Consider the following 17,626-nt stretch of genomic DNA (forward strand, 5'->3'; position numbering starts at 1 on the left):
TTTTTATTTCTGTGTAATGTGACGGTCACGTAAAAATTGGAAGAATTCAACACCTTCTCTTAGGCGTCGTTTCATCATTTGTGGACTTGTGATCATTTCTCCTACGATAGAAGCGATCTTAGGAGCACGAAAATAGAATTTTTTGTAAAAAGTTTCCACAGAATCAAATATTTCCGTATGCGATAAATGAGGGTAATGCAAAGGAGCAATTTGCACACCATGTTCATCGATAAGTTCGGCATTATTTTTATCCAGCCAACCATTATCAAGGGCTTGCTTGTATAAAAAAGTACCGGGATAGGGTGCTGCTAAAGAAACTTGTAAGGTATGGGGATTAATTTCAGTGGCAAATTTGATAGTTTCTTGAATAGTTTCTTTTGTTTCGCCTGGTAGGCCTAAGATAAAGGTCCCGTGAATTTTAATACCTAATTCATGACAATTTTTTGTAAATTCTCGAGCTACTTCAATACGCATCCCTTTTTTAATATTATGTAAAATTTGCTGATTACCACTTTCGTAACCCACTAACAATAAACGTAATCCATTATCTTTTAGTACTTTTAATGTATTGCGTGGAACGTTTGCTTTTGCATTACAGGACCAAGTTACACCAAGTTTCCCTAACTCTTTAGCAATTGCTTCTGCTCTAGGAAGATCATCAGTAAATGTATCGTCATCAAAAAAATATTCTTTGACTTGCGGAAAATATTGCATTGCAAGTCTTATTTCTGCAGCAACATGTTCGGGACTACGGGTACGGTAGCGATGTCCACCAACTGTCTGGGGCCATAAACAAAAAGTACAATGCGATTTACATCCGCGGCCGGTATACAAAGAAAGGTAGGGATGTTTTAAATAACCTATAAAGTAATCTTCGATACGTAAATCTCTTTTGTATACTTCTGTTACAAAAGACAAAGTATCCATATTTTCAATGATGGCTCTGTCTTTATTATGAGTAATTTTTCCATTCAAGTCTCGCCAAGAAATTCCATCGATATCTTTGAAATCTTTTCCTTCAGCTACTTCTTTTAACGTAAAGTCGAATTCATTTCTCGCGACGAAGTCAATAACGTCGCTTTTTTCGAGGCTTTCTTGAGGTTGCACTGCTACTTTAGCTCCCACCATCCCTATTTTTATATTAGGGTTTGTGCTTTTAAGCATCTTTGCCACTTCAATGTCTGAAGGAAAAGAAGGCGTAGACGTGTGCATAATAACCAGATCTCTGTTTTTAACATCCGCTAAAATAGGTTCCATGGTAATGCGTTGAGGCGGTGCATCAATAAGACGGCTTCCTGGAATAAGGGCCGCGGGTTGTGCCAACCATGTTGGATACCAGAAAGATTTGATTTCACGTTTAGCTTGATAACGAGAACCTGCTCCACCATCAAAGCCTTCAAAGGAGGGAGGTTGTAAAAACAGGGTTTTCATCATAATTCCTAATATCCTTTTTTCGGTGTATTGACCGAGAGTTTTAATACAATTTAATTATTTACTTAAAACGATGGTTATTAACGACGTTAGTAATAGGAGAGTCGGGGGTATTTTCTAAAGTCATAATGTGTCCACGCCATTTTATATTACTCTTAAAAAAGCTTTTTATCATGATGATTGCTGATAGCCAATCTCTACAAAGTAATAATGTAAAGTAATTAGCAAATTTTAAATTATTATTAATGCTTCTATAACATAAATTTTTAAGTAACCAGCAGAATAAAAAAGAAAACCATGATACCCAGGTTAACGGGTTAAATAACACGATTAACGAGCACCAAAATAAAGGTAATTGTATAAAAGAGAACGTGAACCCTAGAGGTTCCAATATAAAAATAGTTCGGTTCCAACGTAATTCATGGTCGTAAAGAGAACGTAAATTTTTTTCGCTTACAGTCGTTTGAATAATAGTGGGGGAAATAGCAATATCAAGTCCTTTTGATTTTATCAGCTTTCCCATAGCCGCGTCGTCCGCTACATAAGGTAATAATACTCTAAACCCTCCTATATTTTTGAGTGTAGATCTACGGATAGCTATAGTTGCACCAAGACAGTCTTGTCGGCCAAACCATCTTGATAGTAAAACACCAGGTAAAAATTGGTGATCAATATAACTACTGCCCAAGGCTTGTATAAAAGATGCAGAAGAGGGCAGAGCGTTATAAAGAGAAGTAACCAGTCCTATTTTTTCTTTTAAGATTTCCGAAAGCATCTCTTGAATATAATTTTTATGTGGAGCATGTGTATCCGAATCCGAAATAATAAAAATTTCGTATTTTGCTATAGGAAGCATATTAATGAGGTTGGATATTTTACGATTATATCCATGTATGGTAGTGTCTATAACAATATTAATGTCTAAATTAGGGTAATTTTTTTTAAGTTTTTCAACGACTAATTTTGCTGGGTCATTAGGATCTTGCAAACCAAAAATAACTTGTAAGTTAGGATAATCCTGATCACAGAAACTTTTTAAGGCCTCGTACAAAAGAGGTTCATATCCTGCAAGAGGTTTAAATAAAGTTACACCTAAAGAAGTATTTTGCTTAATGGGTAAATAGTTATCATTTTTTTTTTTGAATGAATGAACCAAATAAGTACTGATTATTGTATAAATACATCCCATAAATGTTAGGAAAAAGAGAAGTATATTAATTTTACGTAGCTTAATTAAAGGTGAAATCATAAAGTTAATGTAGTTATTTTTCTATGGAAAAGGATTTTGTTTTTTGATTTAACATATCAATAAGAGCTTGGCTCCCACCTTTAACGAGGGTAGAGTTAAAATCACCATGTTGGATGGCAACTTGGCTGATATGGCCGTTGAGTAACACATCTACAATTTTCCAACCCTCATCCGTTTGATGAACTAAATAGTCAATGGGGGTAGAATCACCATCTGAAACGATAACGGTGCTGACAATCATGCCTTTTCCAACTGTAGAAGGTTTATTTTTAGGTAAAATTTTAAAGATGTTGTCATCATTGGCGCCAAAGCTAGAAAGATAGCGTGCAACAGTATAGTTTTTGAATGCTTTTAACAATTCACTTTTTTGTTGCTCCGAAAATCCATTGAAACGATACCCTACTGTTTTTTGCAGAATAGTAGGAAAATCATAACTTTGCTCAAGCGCTGTACTTAAAATAGCAATACGTTGGGTAAAGCTTCCACTTTTAGGTTGTTGAATTGTATTAAGAGCCTGGTAAAGGTTTGTGACAGGAAAATTAGGGGCACTTTTGGCTTCAACAGAAGATGCAGGAGAAACTGTTTTATAATCGGGGGCAGCTTGAGCTTGCAATCCTGTCATCATTGTGGTCGCTAAGAGACAAGCCAATATATAAGGGGTTAATTTCATTTTTTTTACTCAATGATTAATTAATAACTATCAAAGTGAAGATTAGCACTTATGGGCACCAATGGCACGTAAAGCAACTTTAACGATAGAAGAATAATCAAGACCGGCTTCTTCATACTGAGCCTTTTGTGTATTATGGTGAATAAAGTAATCCGGTATGACCATAGGCCTAAAACGAATATTATCCAATAATCCATTATTAGCCAAGTGTTCCATTACAAATGATCCAAAACCTCCACGAGAACCTTCTTCAATAGTGATAAAAACTTTATGATGTCTGGCAAGTTGGTTAATAAGTTCACTATCTAATGGTTTTGCAAAACGTGCATCAGCAATTGTAGGGGCATATCCTTTTTCTTCTAGAATATTTGCTGCCTTGATACATTCGGACAAACAGGTGCCAAAGGATAAAATTGCTATCCCTCCTTTTTCATTTTGAGTTTGTTGTCCCAACTCTTTGATCAGCTGTCCTTTACCTATGGTAAGAAGTTCTGGTTTTACCGGTAATTTAAGTCCTAAACCAGGACCTCTTGGATAACGAAAAGCAATGGGGCCTTCATCGAATGCGGCCGCAGTAGCGGTCATGTGCATTAATTCAACTTCGTTACTAGGCGCCATAAGGACGATATCTGGAAGGCAACCTAAATAGGCTATATCATATGTTCCTGCATGGGTGGCACCGTCAGCTCCTACTAAACCTGCGCGATCAATTGCGAATCTAACAGGCAGCTTTTGTAAAACAACATCATGCATGACTTGGTCATAGGCACGTTGGAGAAAGGTTGAGTAAATGGCACAAAAAGGTCGAATACCCTCTGTTGCCAGTCCTGCGGCAAAAGTGACAGCATGTTGTTCCGCAATTCCTACATCAAAGAAACGATCAGGAAATTGAGCCTCAAATTTATCCAAACCCGTGCCGGATGGCATTGCCGCTGTAATAGCGACAATATTATCATCTTTTTTAGCACAATGGATTAAAGCGCTACTAAATACAGAGGTATATGAAGGGGGGCCTGGTGGTGCTTTTGTTTGTTCACCAGTAATAACATTAAATTTGGTGACAGCATGATATTTGTCTCCAGAATCCTCAGCAGGTTTGTAGCCATACCCTTTCTGAGTTACAACATGAAGTAAGATGGGACCGATATGTTCAGCATCTCTCAAGTTTCTTAAAACGGGCACAAGTTGCTGCAGATTGTGGCCGTCAATAGGTCCAACATAATAAAATCCTAACTCTTCAAATAGTGTGCCACCCGTCATCATGGCTCGGGCATATTCTTCAGCACGTCTTGCTTTTTTTTCTATACTTTCTGGAAGCTTGCTTGCTACACGGGCAGCTAGATCTCTAAGCCCTAAAAAATGACGCGAAGAAAGAAGCTGTGAAAGATAAACAGACATAGAACCAACAGGTCGTGCAATTGACATTTCATTATCATTTAGAATAACAATTAGTTTTTCAGCACCGGGTCCAGCGACGGCGGCATTATTCATCGCTTCATAAGCCATACCTGCCGAAATGGATCCATCTCCAATAACAGCAATAACGTTTCTTTCTTTATAATTTTTATTTCTTAAGGCTTTGTATTGATTTGCAACAGCAATGCCGAGCCCCGCAGAAATTGAAGTAGAAGAATGCGCAGCCCCGAACGGGTCATACATACTTTCAGATCGTTTCGTAAAGCCAGATAGACCCCCTGGTTGTCTAAGGGTTCTTATTGCCTCTCTTCTACCTGTTAAAATCTTATGAGGATAAGCTTGATGGCCTACGTCCCAAATTAAAGCATCGTTTGGTGTATCAAACACAGCGTGAATGGCGACTGTTAATTCCACCACACCCAGTGAGGCACCCAAATGACCGCCTGTCGTAGAAACAGCGTCTATAGTTTCTGCTCTTAATTCGCGGGAAAGCTGTTCAAGTTGTTCGACTGAAAAATTTCTTAAATCTGCAGGCTGATGAACACGATCCAATAAAGGAAAACGCCCATACGTTGGTACGGTTTTTCTGGAATCAGACAGATCTTTTGGATTCTGGGTAATAGTGGTTTGTTTATCCATGTTCGATTTAATCCGTTTGGTTACACAGGGATATAATAAATTCTGCTATTTCGTTGTTAAAAAAATTCATTAATTGAGAATATTGATAATAGATTTAAAGTTGCATTTATACTAATTACTTTAAATAGAGGAATTAGTTTCGTTTTTTTTCAGTTTTTTAAGATACCCTCCTAGGGTTGTGGCAAAATTGTCATGATAATCAGGCAAAAATAAGTTTTTCGATTTTTATCTTTTAAGACAATGTATTAAATAGAACTATGATTTTAGTCCAGATTTACAATTCAAAAAATAGCATATTATTATAAAATAAGTATATTTCTTGCTGTTTTCTATGAAGTAATTTATTCATTATTGTGTTTATTAAATTATTCTTAATGCACGATTCAGGAGTACTGTAAAATGGCTGTCCCTTTAATGCAAGCGGTTCGAGTCGGTAGTTATGTTGTTAAACAACATCTGACTGCCCGTAAAAAATACCCGCTGGTTTTGATGTTGGAACCATTGTTTCGTTGTAACTTAGCCTGCTCCGGTTGTGGTAAAATTGACTATCCAGCTGAAATTTTAAATCAACGGTTAAGCGTTCAAGAATGTTTAGATGCAGACGCAGAATGTGGTGCACCTGTTGTTGCAGTCGCCGGAGGAGAGCCGCTCCTTCATAAAGATATGCCTAAAATAGTACAAGGATTGATTGCTCGTAAACGTTACGTTTATTTGTGTACAAATGGCCTACTATTGGAAAAGAAAATTGACGATTATCATCCTTCTCCTTTTTTCTCTTGGGATATACATCTCGATGGTGACCAATCCATGCATGATGCTTCTGTTTGTCAAGAAGGTGTTTATGAACGTGCAATTCTTGCGATAAAAATTGCGAAATCAAAAGGTTTTCGCGTGTCAATAAATTGTACCCTTTACGATAATGCTAATCCAGAAAAAGTTGCTTCTTTTTTTGATTATGTTATGGAATTGGGGGTGGATGGTATTATGACTGCTCCAGGGTATGCTTATGAACGTGCACCTGATCAAGAGCATTTTTTGAATAGAAAAAAGACAAAGCAGTTATTTCGTACTATTTTTAGTTTGGGTAAGGGTCACAAGTGGCGTTTTACTCAGTCACCATTGTTTTTAAATTTCTTGGCTGGTAATGAACAATATCAATGTACTCCGTGGGGAAAGCCATTAAGAACAGTTTTTGGTTGGCAACGTCCTTGTTATCTTTTGGGAGAAGGGTATGCGTCAACTTTTGCTGAGCTTATGCACGATACTCAATGGGATTTATATGGTACGGGCAATTATGAAAAATGTGCCAACTGCATGGTACATTCTGGGTATGAATCAACGGCGGTAAGAGATGCCGTACAGCGCCCATGGCATATTGCAAAAGTTGCGTTTACAGGTCCTAAAGTTCAAGGGCCTATGGCCCCAGAAATTGATCTATCTCATCAACGGCGTGCTGACTATGTCTATGGTGCACAAGTAGAAAATTTATTAGAAAAAATCAAATTAAATTCACCGAATAAACGTTCTTTGGCTATCAGACGTGTGACCAAAACTAAACTGGAAGAAAGCGCTTCCGTTAACTTTTAATAGGAAAAAATAGTGTATTTTTTAAAAGCGCATTCTTTAAATAGTTTGCGCTTTTTTTTATCGCGACCTTCGATAAAACTATATTGGTATAAAAATTATAAAAAAGGGTTTTTTTGTGAATATATAGATTTTTAACAGAGTATAAGTGCTGAAAATTTTTAAAAAAATCAAAAATATTAAGGAAAGAATTTTGTCTATTTATTTATTCTTGGGGAAATATTAGTATTTACTAATACTTGTAGATTATTTTTGATTCTGTTGTTAATATTTTATTATACTAGTTTCTATTTAAATTTTTTTAGTTTCAGTTGTTATGAAGTATATTTAATTATGTTTTCCATATTGTTTATTGCAGGTCTAATTTTTTTTAATGGTATTCTTGCTATGGGGGAATTAGCGTTAATATCCAGTCGTAAAACACGCCTAGTCACCATGCAACGTCAAGGAATTAGGGGAACCGATCGTGCATTGCGTTTGATGGATAACCCTCAAAGTTTTCTTCCTACTATACAAATCGGTATTACATTGGTTTCAATTTTAGAAGGAGCATTTGGTGGGGTTAAAGTTGAATCATATCTGGGGTGTTGGTTAAGACAAATCCCTTTTTTAGGTATATTTGCCGATAATTTATCTATTATTATCGTAGTTGTATTGATTACTTTTTTTATGCTTATATTTGGTGAGTTGGTTCCAAAACAAATAGCATTACAAGAACCAGAAATTATTGCGGTTCGATTAGCTTGGATTTTCGACTTACTTTCTAAAATAGCTTCTCCAGGTGTGTGGATTTTAGGGAAATTTTCAGGATATATATTGAAACTATTAGGTAGATATAAAAAAATTAGAGTTTCAGTTACTGAAGAAGAGTTAAGAGCATATATTGCTGAAGGCGCTCAAACAGGTGTGTTGGAGGTTGAAGAGCGTAATATGATTGAACGTTTACTTCGTTTGGCGGATAGACCCGTTCGAGCGGTTATGAGACCTCGCAACGAAATTGACTGGATTGATCGTTTTGCTTCTAAAGATAATCTTTACAAAATTTTACTCGACACGCCTCATTCTCGATTAATTGTCTGTGAAAAGGAAATTGATAATCCCATTGGTATTATTACTATTAACGATATTTTAGGTATGGTTCTAAAAGGTGAAGATGTTTCAATTGACTCTTATCTAAAGCGCCCTTTAGTTGTGCCTGATAATATGTCTGCTTTGGATGCTTTGGAGAGATTGAGGTCGGATACGTTAGGGGTTATCTTGGTATTAGATGAATATGGCTCGTTTGAAGGTATATTAACCGTTTCTGATATTTTCAAAGCTATTGTAGGAGAAATCAGCCAAGCTGCAGTAGATGCCCCTCGTTTAGATTCTGGTATTGTTGACGAGTACGTTTGGGATGGAACTACACCTATAGATGAAGTGATCGACCAACTTAATTTAGAAAATATTCCTGCTGCAGGGAGTTATCATACGCTTGCGGGGTTAATACTTACATTATTAAAACGTGTTCCGGCAGCAGGAGATAAAGTTGTTTTTTTTGGATGGTTGTTTGAAGTCCTTGAAATGGAAGGGAGGCGCGTTACCAAGGTTAAAACTAGTCGCCAACCTGTTGCCAAAAACTAGACTTTTAACCTTTTGAATCAAACTAACTGAATTTGTTTTATAGCAAAACATAATTGTTTTTTTTAATTTAATTCCCTTGCAAAACTAGGCCACTGATTATCTGCTAGTGCCTGTAAAGAGGGGGCAGGAACGTGCAGCTCCTCTGAGTAAATCCATAGATAAGTTATCGCTTTATGTAAATAATTTTTTGTTTCTTTAAGGGGTATGGTTTCCATAAATAGCAAAGGATCGTGAGCATTATGGTTCGTTTCTATCCATTTAGAAATCAAAGTAGGACCTGCGTTATAGCTGGCCAACATATGAAGTAAGCTTCCACCTTTAGGAAACATTTCGGTTTTGTTTTCATTGTATAATCCAGATAAATGAATAAGATACAACTGGCCAATTTCTAAGTTGATTGCCGGATTCTTAAGTTCGTTAACCCGGGGTAAAATCAAATTATTTTGTTTTTTAGCAATATAGCGTGCAGTAACTGGCATAATTTGCATTAGGCCCATCGCACCCGTATGAGACGTTGCTTTTTGGTTAAAATTGGATTCCAAGCGTGTGAGTGCATAGACCAAGGCAGGATTGATTTTATAACCATTTCTTGGGGTTAGTTTTGGAATAGGTAAAGTTTTATAATGAGCTGCTTCTTGGTTTTTCTTTTGTAAAATTACCGTAAATTGATTGGCTAATTGTTGAAAATTTGCAGCCAGAGCAAGCTGCCTTAAGGTTTGCGAAAAAGCAGTGTTCTGTGCGGATTGTTCATATAATTGTCTAAGAACTATTTCAGCTTTATTTCTTTCCCCAACTTGAAGTAGAGCAAAAAAACGTTTTCCAAACGGAGTATCGTTAATTATTTGTAATTCTTCCTCACTTAAAGTTTTGGAAGTATTTATTTTTTTATAATTGTTCTCAGGTATTTGAAAATCAATTTCTAAAATATGACGGGCAAGAATACCATAAAAAGTTCTAGGAGCGGTTGCAGCCTTTTCTAACCAAAGTTTATAGTTTTTTTCGTCGCCTACTTTAATTCTTGTGCGTGCTGCCCAGAAATAACTTGCCGTTTGTATTTCTGTAGAGGTCACATCTGCGCGTGAGGCCTTTGAAAAAAATTCGTAAGCTTGATCGTTATCGTTATTTTCCCAGCAAATCAGACCCGCTATATACCCAGAAAGAGCGATGCGGTTTTTTGAGTGTATGAAAGACTGTTTAGCTATATCCAGTGCAAGTTGATTTTCTTGTACGTAAAATAATTGTTGAGCCACTTCTGCTTCAAGTTGTAGAGCATAGAGCTCTGATATTTTAGGACTAGATTTAATTAACGACAGAGCAGCCTTTGCGCCTTTAATACCTCTTTTACTTTCAATATGAACTTTACGATCAAGATTAGAATTTCTCTTAAACGGGCTTGACAGTGATATAGGCGTAATTGAAATTTTTTGGCATTCTTTAAAAAAACGGTCTTGTGACGTAGAGGAAAAGTTTAAATCCGTATTAATGTTACGATGATTTATTTTTTTCAGTATTAATGGAGCTTCTACATAGTTAGGAAAATTTTTAAGCCATAAGATAAGTTGCCCTTTTGAAGCTGTATAGTGAGGGTTCAAATAACGTTCAGCCAGTATATCACCCAGCAGTAAATTATCCGAAAGTTGAACGGTTTCAGATTGGGCAGTCGTGAAATCCCCTTGTTTTTGCAGATCAAAGATATGACGTATTCTTTGTTCGTCCTCGAAACTAAGTGGCTTAGGAAAACGAATTTTGTCGTCAAGTGATGTAGATGAAGACGTCGATGACACGAGTGATGACTCTTCATATTGATCTGTTCGCTTGGTCGTTTGTGCTTTTACTGAGAAAAAGGAAACACCAGCAAATAAAGTTGCACCGGCCACTAAGGCTCGTACAGCTAAGGGGGATATAAATTGGATCCCTTGCATAATCTATGTTATTTAGATCAAAAAAACAATAAATCAAGGTTAATGAATATTAATTGTTAATTAATATATTGAAACAGCCTAATTTAAGTTGATCAAAATTATTTGATTGTGTTATTGATTTTCGATCAATTTACGAAGTTGCAACAAGTTTTTCCAAGTATGCTGTTTTATTTTGACGCTGGTATTTAATTGTAGAGGATGTCTTAAAGAAAATAATTTCAGGTGGATATCAACATTAGGAATTGCAAATTCATAACAATTCCCTGCCAATTGTCCAATGGAAGAAGTAGATCCGGTTAATATACGTGCTGGTAAAAGTCCAAGGCTTATGACGAGAGAAGGTTTGCAAATTTCAAGGGCTTTAAACACAAAAGGCATGCAATAAGCAAGTTCTTCCTTAGAAGGAGAACGGCCTCCAGGTGGTCTCCAAGGAATAAGAGGCATACGAAAGCAGGAGCTAATATTAATACCAATGCTATCAAACATTTGTGTTAACCAGGTTCCAGATTGACCAGAAAAAACCTGACCACTTCTGTCTTCTTCTGCATCGGGGACTTCACCAATGACAAAAAACGGAGATTGGGGGTTCCCTTCGGGTAAAACAGTATTCATAGCCGTCATATAGAGAGGATTTTTTTTTGAAGCTTGAATAATTTGTTTTAAATCTTCAATAATTTTTATATCTTGTAAGGGAATATTTTTCTCATCAGAAATTGAGAGAGATATTTTTTTTGTTTTTTTGTCTCTTGCTATTTGCTTTACATTTTGCAAATGATTTGTACATAAAGGGGAAAGTGTTTCATTAATGCCCCATTCTGAATAAAGTTGTAAAAGAAATAAAGTGTTATTCATATCGGGTTACAAGCATATCTGTTAATAAAAGACCCTATCTATTGAAGAGTTAGTATACTATGCAACGTCAACGCTTTTTATGCATCTTTTTTTTATCGTTTTTTACATTGATAGCGTTTTTAACCAATGCAGATGCTTCAAATTGTTGTAATGATCCGGAGCCCATAGTGCCGTTTGTTCATCAAAATGGTGGGTATGGAGATTTTTTAGCTGGGTTTTATGCAGCGCGCACAAATGATAATGCTATCGCTGCTCAATTGTATAACAAAGTGATGAAATTAAACCCTTCAAATCCCGAGTTGCATTGGGTTACTTTCTATCATAGCGTACTTGCGGGGGATGACCTTGCAATCCACTTGGCCGCATCCGAAAAGGATCCTATTGCCAAATTAATTTTAGCAAATGATGCATTAACAAAAAACCAATGGAACAAAGCTTTCATTTATTTTTCAAACCCACCTCCCGATTCCTTCAGTCAGATGACGTACCCCTTATTACAAGCTTGGTGTATTTTTAGTTTGGGTGACCATGAAAAAGCAATTAATTTGTTAGAGCAGCAGGGCAAAAATATGCCTTTATCAGGTCTGTATTATTTACAGCAAGCATTGATGTATTCTTTAATGCAAGAGGAAAAAAAAGCAGGTGATAAGTTTGAACAAGCTATTATTTATTTCCCTGGCCCTGATTTATTGTTAACGCAAGCGTATGGGAACTGGTTAATTCGTTCACATAGAATGGGTAAAGCCGATGAGTTGCTTGGAGTTTTAATTGATAATTTGCCTTTTTTATCTATTTCTGAGAAAGATTTGCGCACCAGTCTATTGCAATTACCTGTCAAAAACGCCCAACAAGCTATTGCTCAAATTTATGTGGCCGTTGCTTCGTTAATACAGCAAGATTTGTTAGGGAAAAAAAATATTGATTTTAAAACTTCTTTTGAAAACAAAATTGCTTTGCACACAGAGCAAATATTTTTAAGGTTAGCGATAAACTTAGATCCAACACTTTCATCAGCAAAATTGATGCTTTCAGGTGTTTTGTCTCAAGAAAAGCAGCTCTCGTTAGCTAAAAATATTTTGCTACCTATTGCAAATAAAGATCCATTAAACAGCTTAATGCAACTCAGGGTTGCTCAGCTTAACGAACAACTTGGATTATATACTCAAGCAGAGATACAATTAAAAGATATAGCTTCTGAACAGTCTCGTTTGCCTGATGTATGGCAATCTCTAGGGGACACTTATTTTGATCAGAAAAAATATGTTGAAGCTATTTTTTCTTATTCTAAGGTTTTGAGCCTTTCAAATATTAATGATAAATTTTTATGGCCCGTGTTATTTACTCGTGCGATTGCTTATGAAAATTTAAAATTATGGAATAAAGCAGTAAAAGATTTAAAGAAAGCTCTTATGCTTGCCCCTAATGAACCTCTGTTATTAAATTATTTAGGTTATTCTTGGGCGTTAAAAAATACACATTTGGTAGAAGCACAAAGCTTGTTGCAAAAGGCCGTTGATATTTCCCCTGACGAAGGGGCAATAAGGGATAGTTTAGGTTGGGTTATGTTGTTAAATGGCGACACGAAAGGCGCTATAAAACAATTGGAACACGCATCAGAGTCAATTCCACAGGATCCTGAATTAAACTATCATCTTGGTGTTGCATACTGGAAATCAGGAAGGCGTAGAGAAGCTATTAACCAATGGAATATTGCTTTGACTTGTTCACCAACACCAGAAGAAAAAAAACTTATTCTTGAAGCCTTATCAAAAAAAGGTCAATTTGCAGATTTTTTGAAAAAAAAGGGAAATAAAGAATAATGAAGAGCTTGGAAGAAAAAGCTTTTGCAAAAGTTAATTTATACTTACACGTTACAGGTAAAAACAATAACGGTTATCATTTATTGGATAGCTTAATTATATTTCCTGATAAATACGATAAAATTACAGTCACTTCAGCACCACTTACGCAAAAAAAATTGATTTCATTGAAAATTGATGGTTTTTTTTCTACAAAATTTCAAAATAAAGACATCCGTGATAATCTTGTTATTAAAGCAGCTGAGCGGCTAGCACAGTTTAACGGTAATTTATTAAAGCCGGTTCAGTTAAGTTTACAAAAAAATTTGCCTATTGCTTCTGGTATCGGAGGAGGATCATCGGATGCTGCAGCTACTTTACGTTTGTTAAAAAATTATTGGCAGATCAATATATCTAAAGATCAATTGATGGGAATAGCGTTGGAACTCGGGGCCGATGTGCCTGTATGTTTACATTCCGTGCCTCAACGCATGCAAGGAATTGGTGAGAAATTAAGCTTTGTATCCAATTTGCCTAATTTTGGTATATTATTAGTTAATCATGGTGAAAATGTTTCGACAGCGGACGTGTTTGGAAAGAGAAAAAAGCGATTTTCCCAGGAAGTAAAGATCCCTATAGAGGGTATGAACTTTGATTCGTTTGTCACTAGACTTGCTTCGTGCAACAATGATTTGCAAGAAACAGCGTGCTCTATATGTCCTAAAATCTTTGAAGTCATCACCGCTATATCAAAATTGCCCGATTGCCGTTTGGTAAGAATGAGTGGATCTGGAGCTACTTGTTTTGCCTTATTTCAAACCGCTGAACAAGCTTATCGAGCGTCAGTATTACTTGCCAAACAATATTCGTGGTGGATCTGGGGTGGTTTGGGGACAAATATTTTTTCTAAACTTTAATATTATTTTTTACAGTGCTATGATTTTACTTAATACGAAAAGGGGAAAATATGAGCGTAAATATAAATATTAAAATATCGGAAGATAAAACGAAACTTGCGTTAGGTTTTCTGTCAGATGGACTAGAAACTAAAAAAATAGAACTTTCTCAAAAAGAACTAGAGGATTTTATCCGTGTTTTAGGTACGATGCGGTGGGCCATGGCAGAAGGGCAAAAAATTCCTGATATTGCGGGAGCTAAATTAGTACCTGCAAAACAGGTAAAATGGGCAGTACAAGTCAGTGAGGGGAATGATAGCACGTTGCTGGCTTTTCAACATCCTGCTTATGGACCAGTTGGATTTATGCTAGGTGACAAAGAAATAAAAGAGTATTTTGAAGCAGTGCAAAAAATTATTGAAATAAAGAAATTACCTTCTGTCGAAAACACAGATTCAAAAGTTGTATCATCTCGTAAAGATGATCGTAATATTATGACAACATCTAATTCACGTTCTGGTTCTGAACAACCATTAGAAAAGATCTCTGAAACAGATGTGCATACTCGTATAAAAACAAAAGCCAAGAAAAAAATACATAGTTCTCGATCAAAACTTAAAAATTCTTAAGTTAAACCGTTAAAATGGTTTATTTACTTTCTAAAATTATGAGGACTTTTATAAATACTTGAAAGCGATAATTCCGCCGAGCAAAATTATGCAAAATAAAGTTGTGACCCAGACCAATCTCTTTTCAATAAAGTTTTGGATTTTAGGTCCAAAATAGTATAGTAACAACGCCTCTATAAAAAAACGTATTCCTCTGGTGGCTAAACTGGCGGCTATAAAAGGTATCATTGGAAAGTGAGCAGCCCCTGAGGCAATGGTGACAAATTTATAAGGAATAGGCGTCAAACCTTTGATTAAAATGATCCAGACGCCGTAGGTATTAAATTTGGATTGTAAAGCTGTTAGTTGCTGTTCTGCGTGGTAAAAATGGACAATCGGCATTGCTAAAAAGTGCAATAAAAAGGCCCCTATGATCCATCCTAGTATACCGCCGATTACGCTGGATACAGTACAGATTAAAGCATATAACCAAGCGTTTTTTCTTTTGGCTAAAATCATAGGGCACAATAAAATATCTGGGGGTATTGGGAAAAAGCTTGCTTCTGAAAATGAGATGATAATCAACCACAATGGTGCAAATTGGCTCTGAGCAAAGGAGATAGCACGAGTATATAAACGATGAAGCATGAGATAAATCAATTCAAAAAATGACTATTAAACTAAATTTAAGTAAAATTTAATCAGTTTACCTAATAAAGTATTAGTTAGGTAAAATTACTTTGGCACGTAAACCTCCTGTATGACGGTTTTCAAGAATTACGTCTCCCCCTTGACCGCGCAAGATACTTTTCGTGATGGATAATCCTAAGCCCGTTCCCCCTGTAGCTCTATTTCTACTTGTTTCCATGCGAACAAAAGGTTCAAATACATAGTTTAAATATTGTTCGTCAAGACCAGGTCCATCATCCTCAATGAATATGAGAATTCTTTTATTATGGTTTATTTTGGTGGGATGAGTGTAATCGATTCTTAAAGTTACTGTAACATTGCCTGCATAATACAAAGCATTTTCCATTAAGTTCTGCAAGGCCCGTTTAAGATTAATTGGTCTAGCTTTGATCATAACTTTAGACGTATATGGGTTAAGTTTAATGGTATTTGACTTGTCAGGATGAGTTTCTTTTAATTCACGTATTAAAGTTTTTAATAATGTTGTTAATTCTAGGGTTATGATGGGTTCTTGTTTTGCCGAATCACGTCCGAAAGCAAGGGTAGCATTAATCATTTTTTCAAGTTCATCAAGATCTTCGATGAACTTGTTTTTAAGATGAATATCATCAATAAATTCAGATCTTAATTTTAACCGGGTAATAGGTGTTCTTAAATCATGTCCTATAGCTAGTAAAAGTTGAGTTCGATCGTTAATAAAACGATTAATTCGATGAGCCATATCGTTGAAAGCGCGTGCAGCACGGGCGACTTCTAAAGGTCCACTTTCTGGCAACGGAGGAGAGTTGACATCCTGTCCTAATCGCTCAGCTGCAGCTGCTAAGGTGCCTACAGGAGCGATTAAACGCTTAACGCCCCATAATGTTATCAGGCTCGTAGCAGTAGCCATGACAAAAAAAGCGATAGGAAAAGTAGCTGTTTTAAAAGGGTTAGGTGATAATAGTGTATAAGAAATATTTAGCCATTTTTTATCATCTGGTAATTGAAATGCAACAGCACTTTTAAGTGTGTATTTATCAAACGCGGCAATAATTTTAAGGGGACGAAGTTCAGGGGGAAATAATATGGTTGTTAACAAGTGAGTGATGGTTTGTTCTAGCTTTGCCGATTGAGGGCCCACTTTTTGTAAATCAGGTTTAGAAGATAAGAAAATAGTAAATCCGTGTATAGGATCAAGATCAGCAATTTCATCTGCGCGGTCTTTGCTATCTACTTCAGATATGTCTCTATAAATTGCAGTAGCCCGGTTAATGGCTTCTTGTTCCTGGGTTATTCGATCAAAATTTAAACGATCCATAGTATGAATCATCAGGCCACAAGCCTCAACCAACCCTATTCCTACCATTAGCAAAAGGGCTGTTTTAGTGGCTAAGGAATGTGGGCATATTTTCTTATAAAACTTAGTAAATGTTTTATACATAGTGTACGGGCAGTGCTAGTAAATAACCTCCCCGATGTACTGTTTTGATAATTTGAGACTGTCTACCATCATCTTGTAATTTTCGCCTTAAGCGACTCAGCGTAACATCAATAGTACGATCTAACGGTGAAAGTTCGTGACCATATAAAATAATCGATAATTTTTCTCTAGTGACGATATTGGGTGCATTTTGAAGGAGGGCTAGTAATAAATTATATTCTTTGCCTGTTAGTGGAACTTCACTATAATTTTTATGAATTAACTGTCTGTTAATTGGGTTTAACTTCCATTCGCCAAATTGCATAATTTGTTTTGTCTTACTTATTTCTATTGTATTTCTTCGTTTAGATCGATGCAATACGGCATGAATTCTTGCTAAAAGTTCTCTAGGATTAAAAGGTTTGGCCAAGTAATCGTCTGCTCCGAGTTCTAGGCCAATAATACGATCGGCTTCCTCGCCCATAGCTGTTAACATAATGATAGGTATATCCGCTTGTTGTCTTAACCAATGTGCAATTTGCAAACCATTTTCCTTGGGCAACATTAAATCTAAAATAACCAAGTCGTACTTATTAATTTTCCATTTCTGTTTTGTTTCTTGCCCGTTGTATGCAAAGCTAATTTGAAAGCCATGTTTTTTTAAAAATTGAGAAAGTAGGTCAACAATTTCACGATCATCGTCCACGATGAGTAAATGAGCAGAATTTTCCATTTCTAACGTTCATAACAATGAGTTTATTTTTATAGTGTTACCCAAATTTAATTGAGAAAAAAAGGAAATAAATAGCGTATCGTGATTTATAACTGTAAAAGCCATAGAATAGTAA

General features: G+C 36.0%; 14 protein-coding genes. 5 read left to right on the top strand and 9 right to left on the bottom strand.

Annotated features, from left to right (window positions below; genetic code table 11):
- Positions 1-3: 3 nt before the first annotated feature.
- The 4 genes from hpnJ to dxs are packed head-to-tail and all read right to left on the bottom strand — an operon-like array spanning position 4 to position 5,405.
- Positions 4-1,434: a hopanoid biosynthesis associated radical SAM protein HpnJ gene (gene hpnJ, locus AABE15_RS02625; RefSeq protein ID WP_338329727.1), complete on the bottom strand. Its 1,431-nt coding sequence runs from the start codon at positions 1,432-1,434 to the stop codon at positions 4-6.
- 58 nt (positions 1,435-1,492) lie between these two features.
- Positions 1,493-2,680 carry a bacteriohopanetetrol glucosamine biosynthesis glycosyltransferase HpnI gene (hpnI, locus tag AABE15_RS02630; RefSeq protein ID WP_338329728.1) on the bottom strand — a complete coding sequence of 396 codons (1,188 nt, stop codon included), beginning with the start codon at positions 2,678-2,680 and terminating at the stop codon, positions 1,493-1,495.
- A 13-nt stretch (positions 2,681-2,693) separates the two neighbouring features.
- Positions 2,694-3,350, bottom strand: a complete 657-nt coding sequence (locus AABE15_RS02635; protein WP_338329729.1) for an ABC transporter substrate-binding protein — start codon at positions 3,348-3,350, stop codon at positions 2,694-2,696.
- Between the two features lie 42 nt (positions 3,351-3,392).
- The gene (gene dxs / locus AABE15_RS02640; protein ID WP_338329730.1) at positions 3,393-5,405 is read right to left on the bottom strand and encodes a 1-deoxy-D-xylulose-5-phosphate synthase; all 2,013 of its coding nucleotides are present in this window, start codon (positions 5,403-5,405) and stop codon (positions 3,393-3,395) included.
- A gap of 399 nt (positions 5,406-5,804) precedes the next feature.
- On the opposite strand from dxs, the gene hpnH reads away from it, so the two are divergent.
- Positions 5,805-6,992 (top strand): adenosyl-hopene transferase HpnH, encoded by a 1,188-nt coding sequence (hpnH, locus tag AABE15_RS02645; protein ID WP_338329731.1) that lies wholly within the window; start codon positions 5,805-5,807, stop codon positions 6,990-6,992.
- Positions 6,993-7,319: 327 nt separating this feature from the next.
- Positions 7,320-8,612, top strand: coding sequence for a hemolysin family protein (locus AABE15_RS02650; RefSeq protein ID WP_338329743.1), 1,293 nt, complete (start codon positions 7,320-7,322; stop codon positions 8,610-8,612).
- A 62-nt stretch (positions 8,613-8,674) separates the two neighbouring features.
- Here AABE15_RS02650 and AABE15_RS02655 read toward each other — a convergent pair whose 3' ends face one another.
- Positions 8,675-10,534: a transglycosylase SLT domain-containing protein gene (locus AABE15_RS02655; protein WP_338329732.1), complete on the bottom strand. Its 1,860-nt coding sequence runs from the start codon at positions 10,532-10,534 to the stop codon at positions 8,675-8,677.
- Positions 10,535-10,645: 111 nt separating this feature from the next.
- Entirely contained in the window at positions 10,646-11,386 is a 741-nt protein-coding gene (locus AABE15_RS02660; RefSeq protein ID WP_338329733.1) for a uracil-DNA glycosylase, read from the bottom strand.
- A gap of 59 nt (positions 11,387-11,445) precedes the next feature.
- Between AABE15_RS02660 and AABE15_RS02665 the strand changes: the two genes are divergently transcribed.
- Genes AABE15_RS02665 through AABE15_RS02675 form a run of 3 tightly spaced genes read left to right on the top strand, consistent with a single transcriptional unit; the run spans position 11,446 to position 14,710 of the window.
- The gene (locus AABE15_RS02665) at positions 11,446-13,206 is read left to right on the top strand and encodes a tetratricopeptide repeat protein (RefSeq protein WP_338329734.1); all 1,761 of its coding nucleotides are present in this window, start codon (positions 11,446-11,448) and stop codon (positions 13,204-13,206) included.
- The gene (locus AABE15_RS02670) at positions 13,206-14,102 is read left to right on the top strand and encodes a 4-(cytidine 5'-diphospho)-2-C-methyl-D-erythritol kinase (RefSeq protein WP_338329735.1); all 897 of its coding nucleotides are present in this window, start codon (positions 13,206-13,208) and stop codon (positions 14,100-14,102) included. The genes AABE15_RS02665 and AABE15_RS02670 overlap by 1 nt, the downstream gene beginning before the upstream one ends.
- A 50-nt stretch (positions 14,103-14,152) precedes the next feature.
- A complete protein-coding gene (locus AABE15_RS02675) occupies positions 14,153-14,710 on the top strand; it encodes a hypothetical protein (protein ID WP_338329736.1) in 558 nt (185 codons plus the stop codon).
- 48 nt (positions 14,711-14,758) lie between these two features.
- Here AABE15_RS02675 and AABE15_RS02680 read toward each other — a convergent pair whose 3' ends face one another.
- The 3 genes from AABE15_RS02680 to AABE15_RS02690 all read right to left on the bottom strand — a co-directional run bounded on the left by AABE15_RS02680 (position 14,759) and on the right by AABE15_RS02690 (position 17,511).
- Positions 14,759-15,337, bottom strand: coding sequence for a YqaA family protein (locus tag AABE15_RS02680; protein WP_338329737.1), 579 nt, complete (start codon positions 15,335-15,337; stop codon positions 14,759-14,761).
- A gap of 73 nt (positions 15,338-15,410) precedes the next feature.
- A complete protein-coding gene (locus AABE15_RS02685; protein WP_338329738.1) occupies positions 15,411-16,799 on the bottom strand; it encodes an ATP-binding protein in 1,389 nt (462 codons plus the stop codon).
- Entirely contained in the window at positions 16,792-17,511 is a 720-nt protein-coding gene (locus AABE15_RS02690) for a response regulator (RefSeq protein ID WP_338329739.1), read from the bottom strand. Before AABE15_RS02690 ends, AABE15_RS02685 begins: the two co-directional genes overlap by 8 nt.
- Between the last annotated feature and the right edge of the window lie 115 nt (positions 17,512-17,626).

The organism is Commensalibacter sp. Nvir (assembly GCF_963921845.1).
Lineage (GTDB): Bacteria > Pseudomonadota > Alphaproteobacteria > Acetobacterales > Acetobacteraceae > Commensalibacter.

Coding starts and splice junctions, on each gene's coding strand:
- hpnJ (WP_338329727.1), bottom strand. CDS start 1,434: ATGATGAAAACCCTGTTTTTACAACCTCCCTCCTTTGAAGGCTTTGAT.
- hpnI (WP_338329728.1), bottom strand. CDS start 2,680: ATGATTTCACCTTTAATTAAGCTACGTAAAATTAATATACTTCTCTTT.
- AABE15_RS02635 (WP_338329729.1), bottom strand. CDS start 3,350: ATGAAATTAACCCCTTATATATTGGCTTGTCTCTTAGCGACCACAATG.
- dxs (WP_338329730.1), bottom strand. CDS start 5,405: ATGGATAAACAAACCACTATTACCCAGAATCCAAAAGATCTGTCTGAT.
- hpnH (WP_338329731.1), top strand. CDS start 5,805: ATGGCTGTCCCTTTAATGCAAGCGGTTCGAGTCGGTAGTTATGTTGTT.
- AABE15_RS02655 (WP_338329732.1), bottom strand. CDS start 10,534: ATGCAAGGGATCCAATTTATATCCCCCTTAGCTGTACGAGCCTTAGTG.
- AABE15_RS02660 (WP_338329733.1), bottom strand. CDS start 11,386: ATGAATAACACTTTATTTCTTTTACAACTTTATTCAGAATGGGGCATT.
- AABE15_RS02665 (WP_338329734.1), top strand. CDS start 11,446: ATGCAACGTCAACGCTTTTTATGCATCTTTTTTTTATCGTTTTTTACA.
- AABE15_RS02670 (WP_338329735.1), top strand. CDS start 13,206: ATGAAGAGCTTGGAAGAAAAAGCTTTTGCAAAAGTTAATTTATACTTA.
- AABE15_RS02675 (WP_338329736.1), top strand. CDS start 14,153: ATGAGCGTAAATATAAATATTAAAATATCGGAAGATAAAACGAAACTT.
- AABE15_RS02680 (WP_338329737.1), bottom strand. CDS start 15,337: ATGCTTCATCGTTTATATACTCGTGCTATCTCCTTTGCTCAGAGCCAA.
- AABE15_RS02685 (WP_338329738.1), bottom strand. CDS start 16,799: ATGTATAAAACATTTACTAAGTTTTATAAGAAAATATGCCCACATTCC.
- AABE15_RS02690 (WP_338329739.1), bottom strand. CDS start 17,511: ATGGAAAATTCTGCTCATTTACTCATCGTGGACGATGATCGTGAAATT.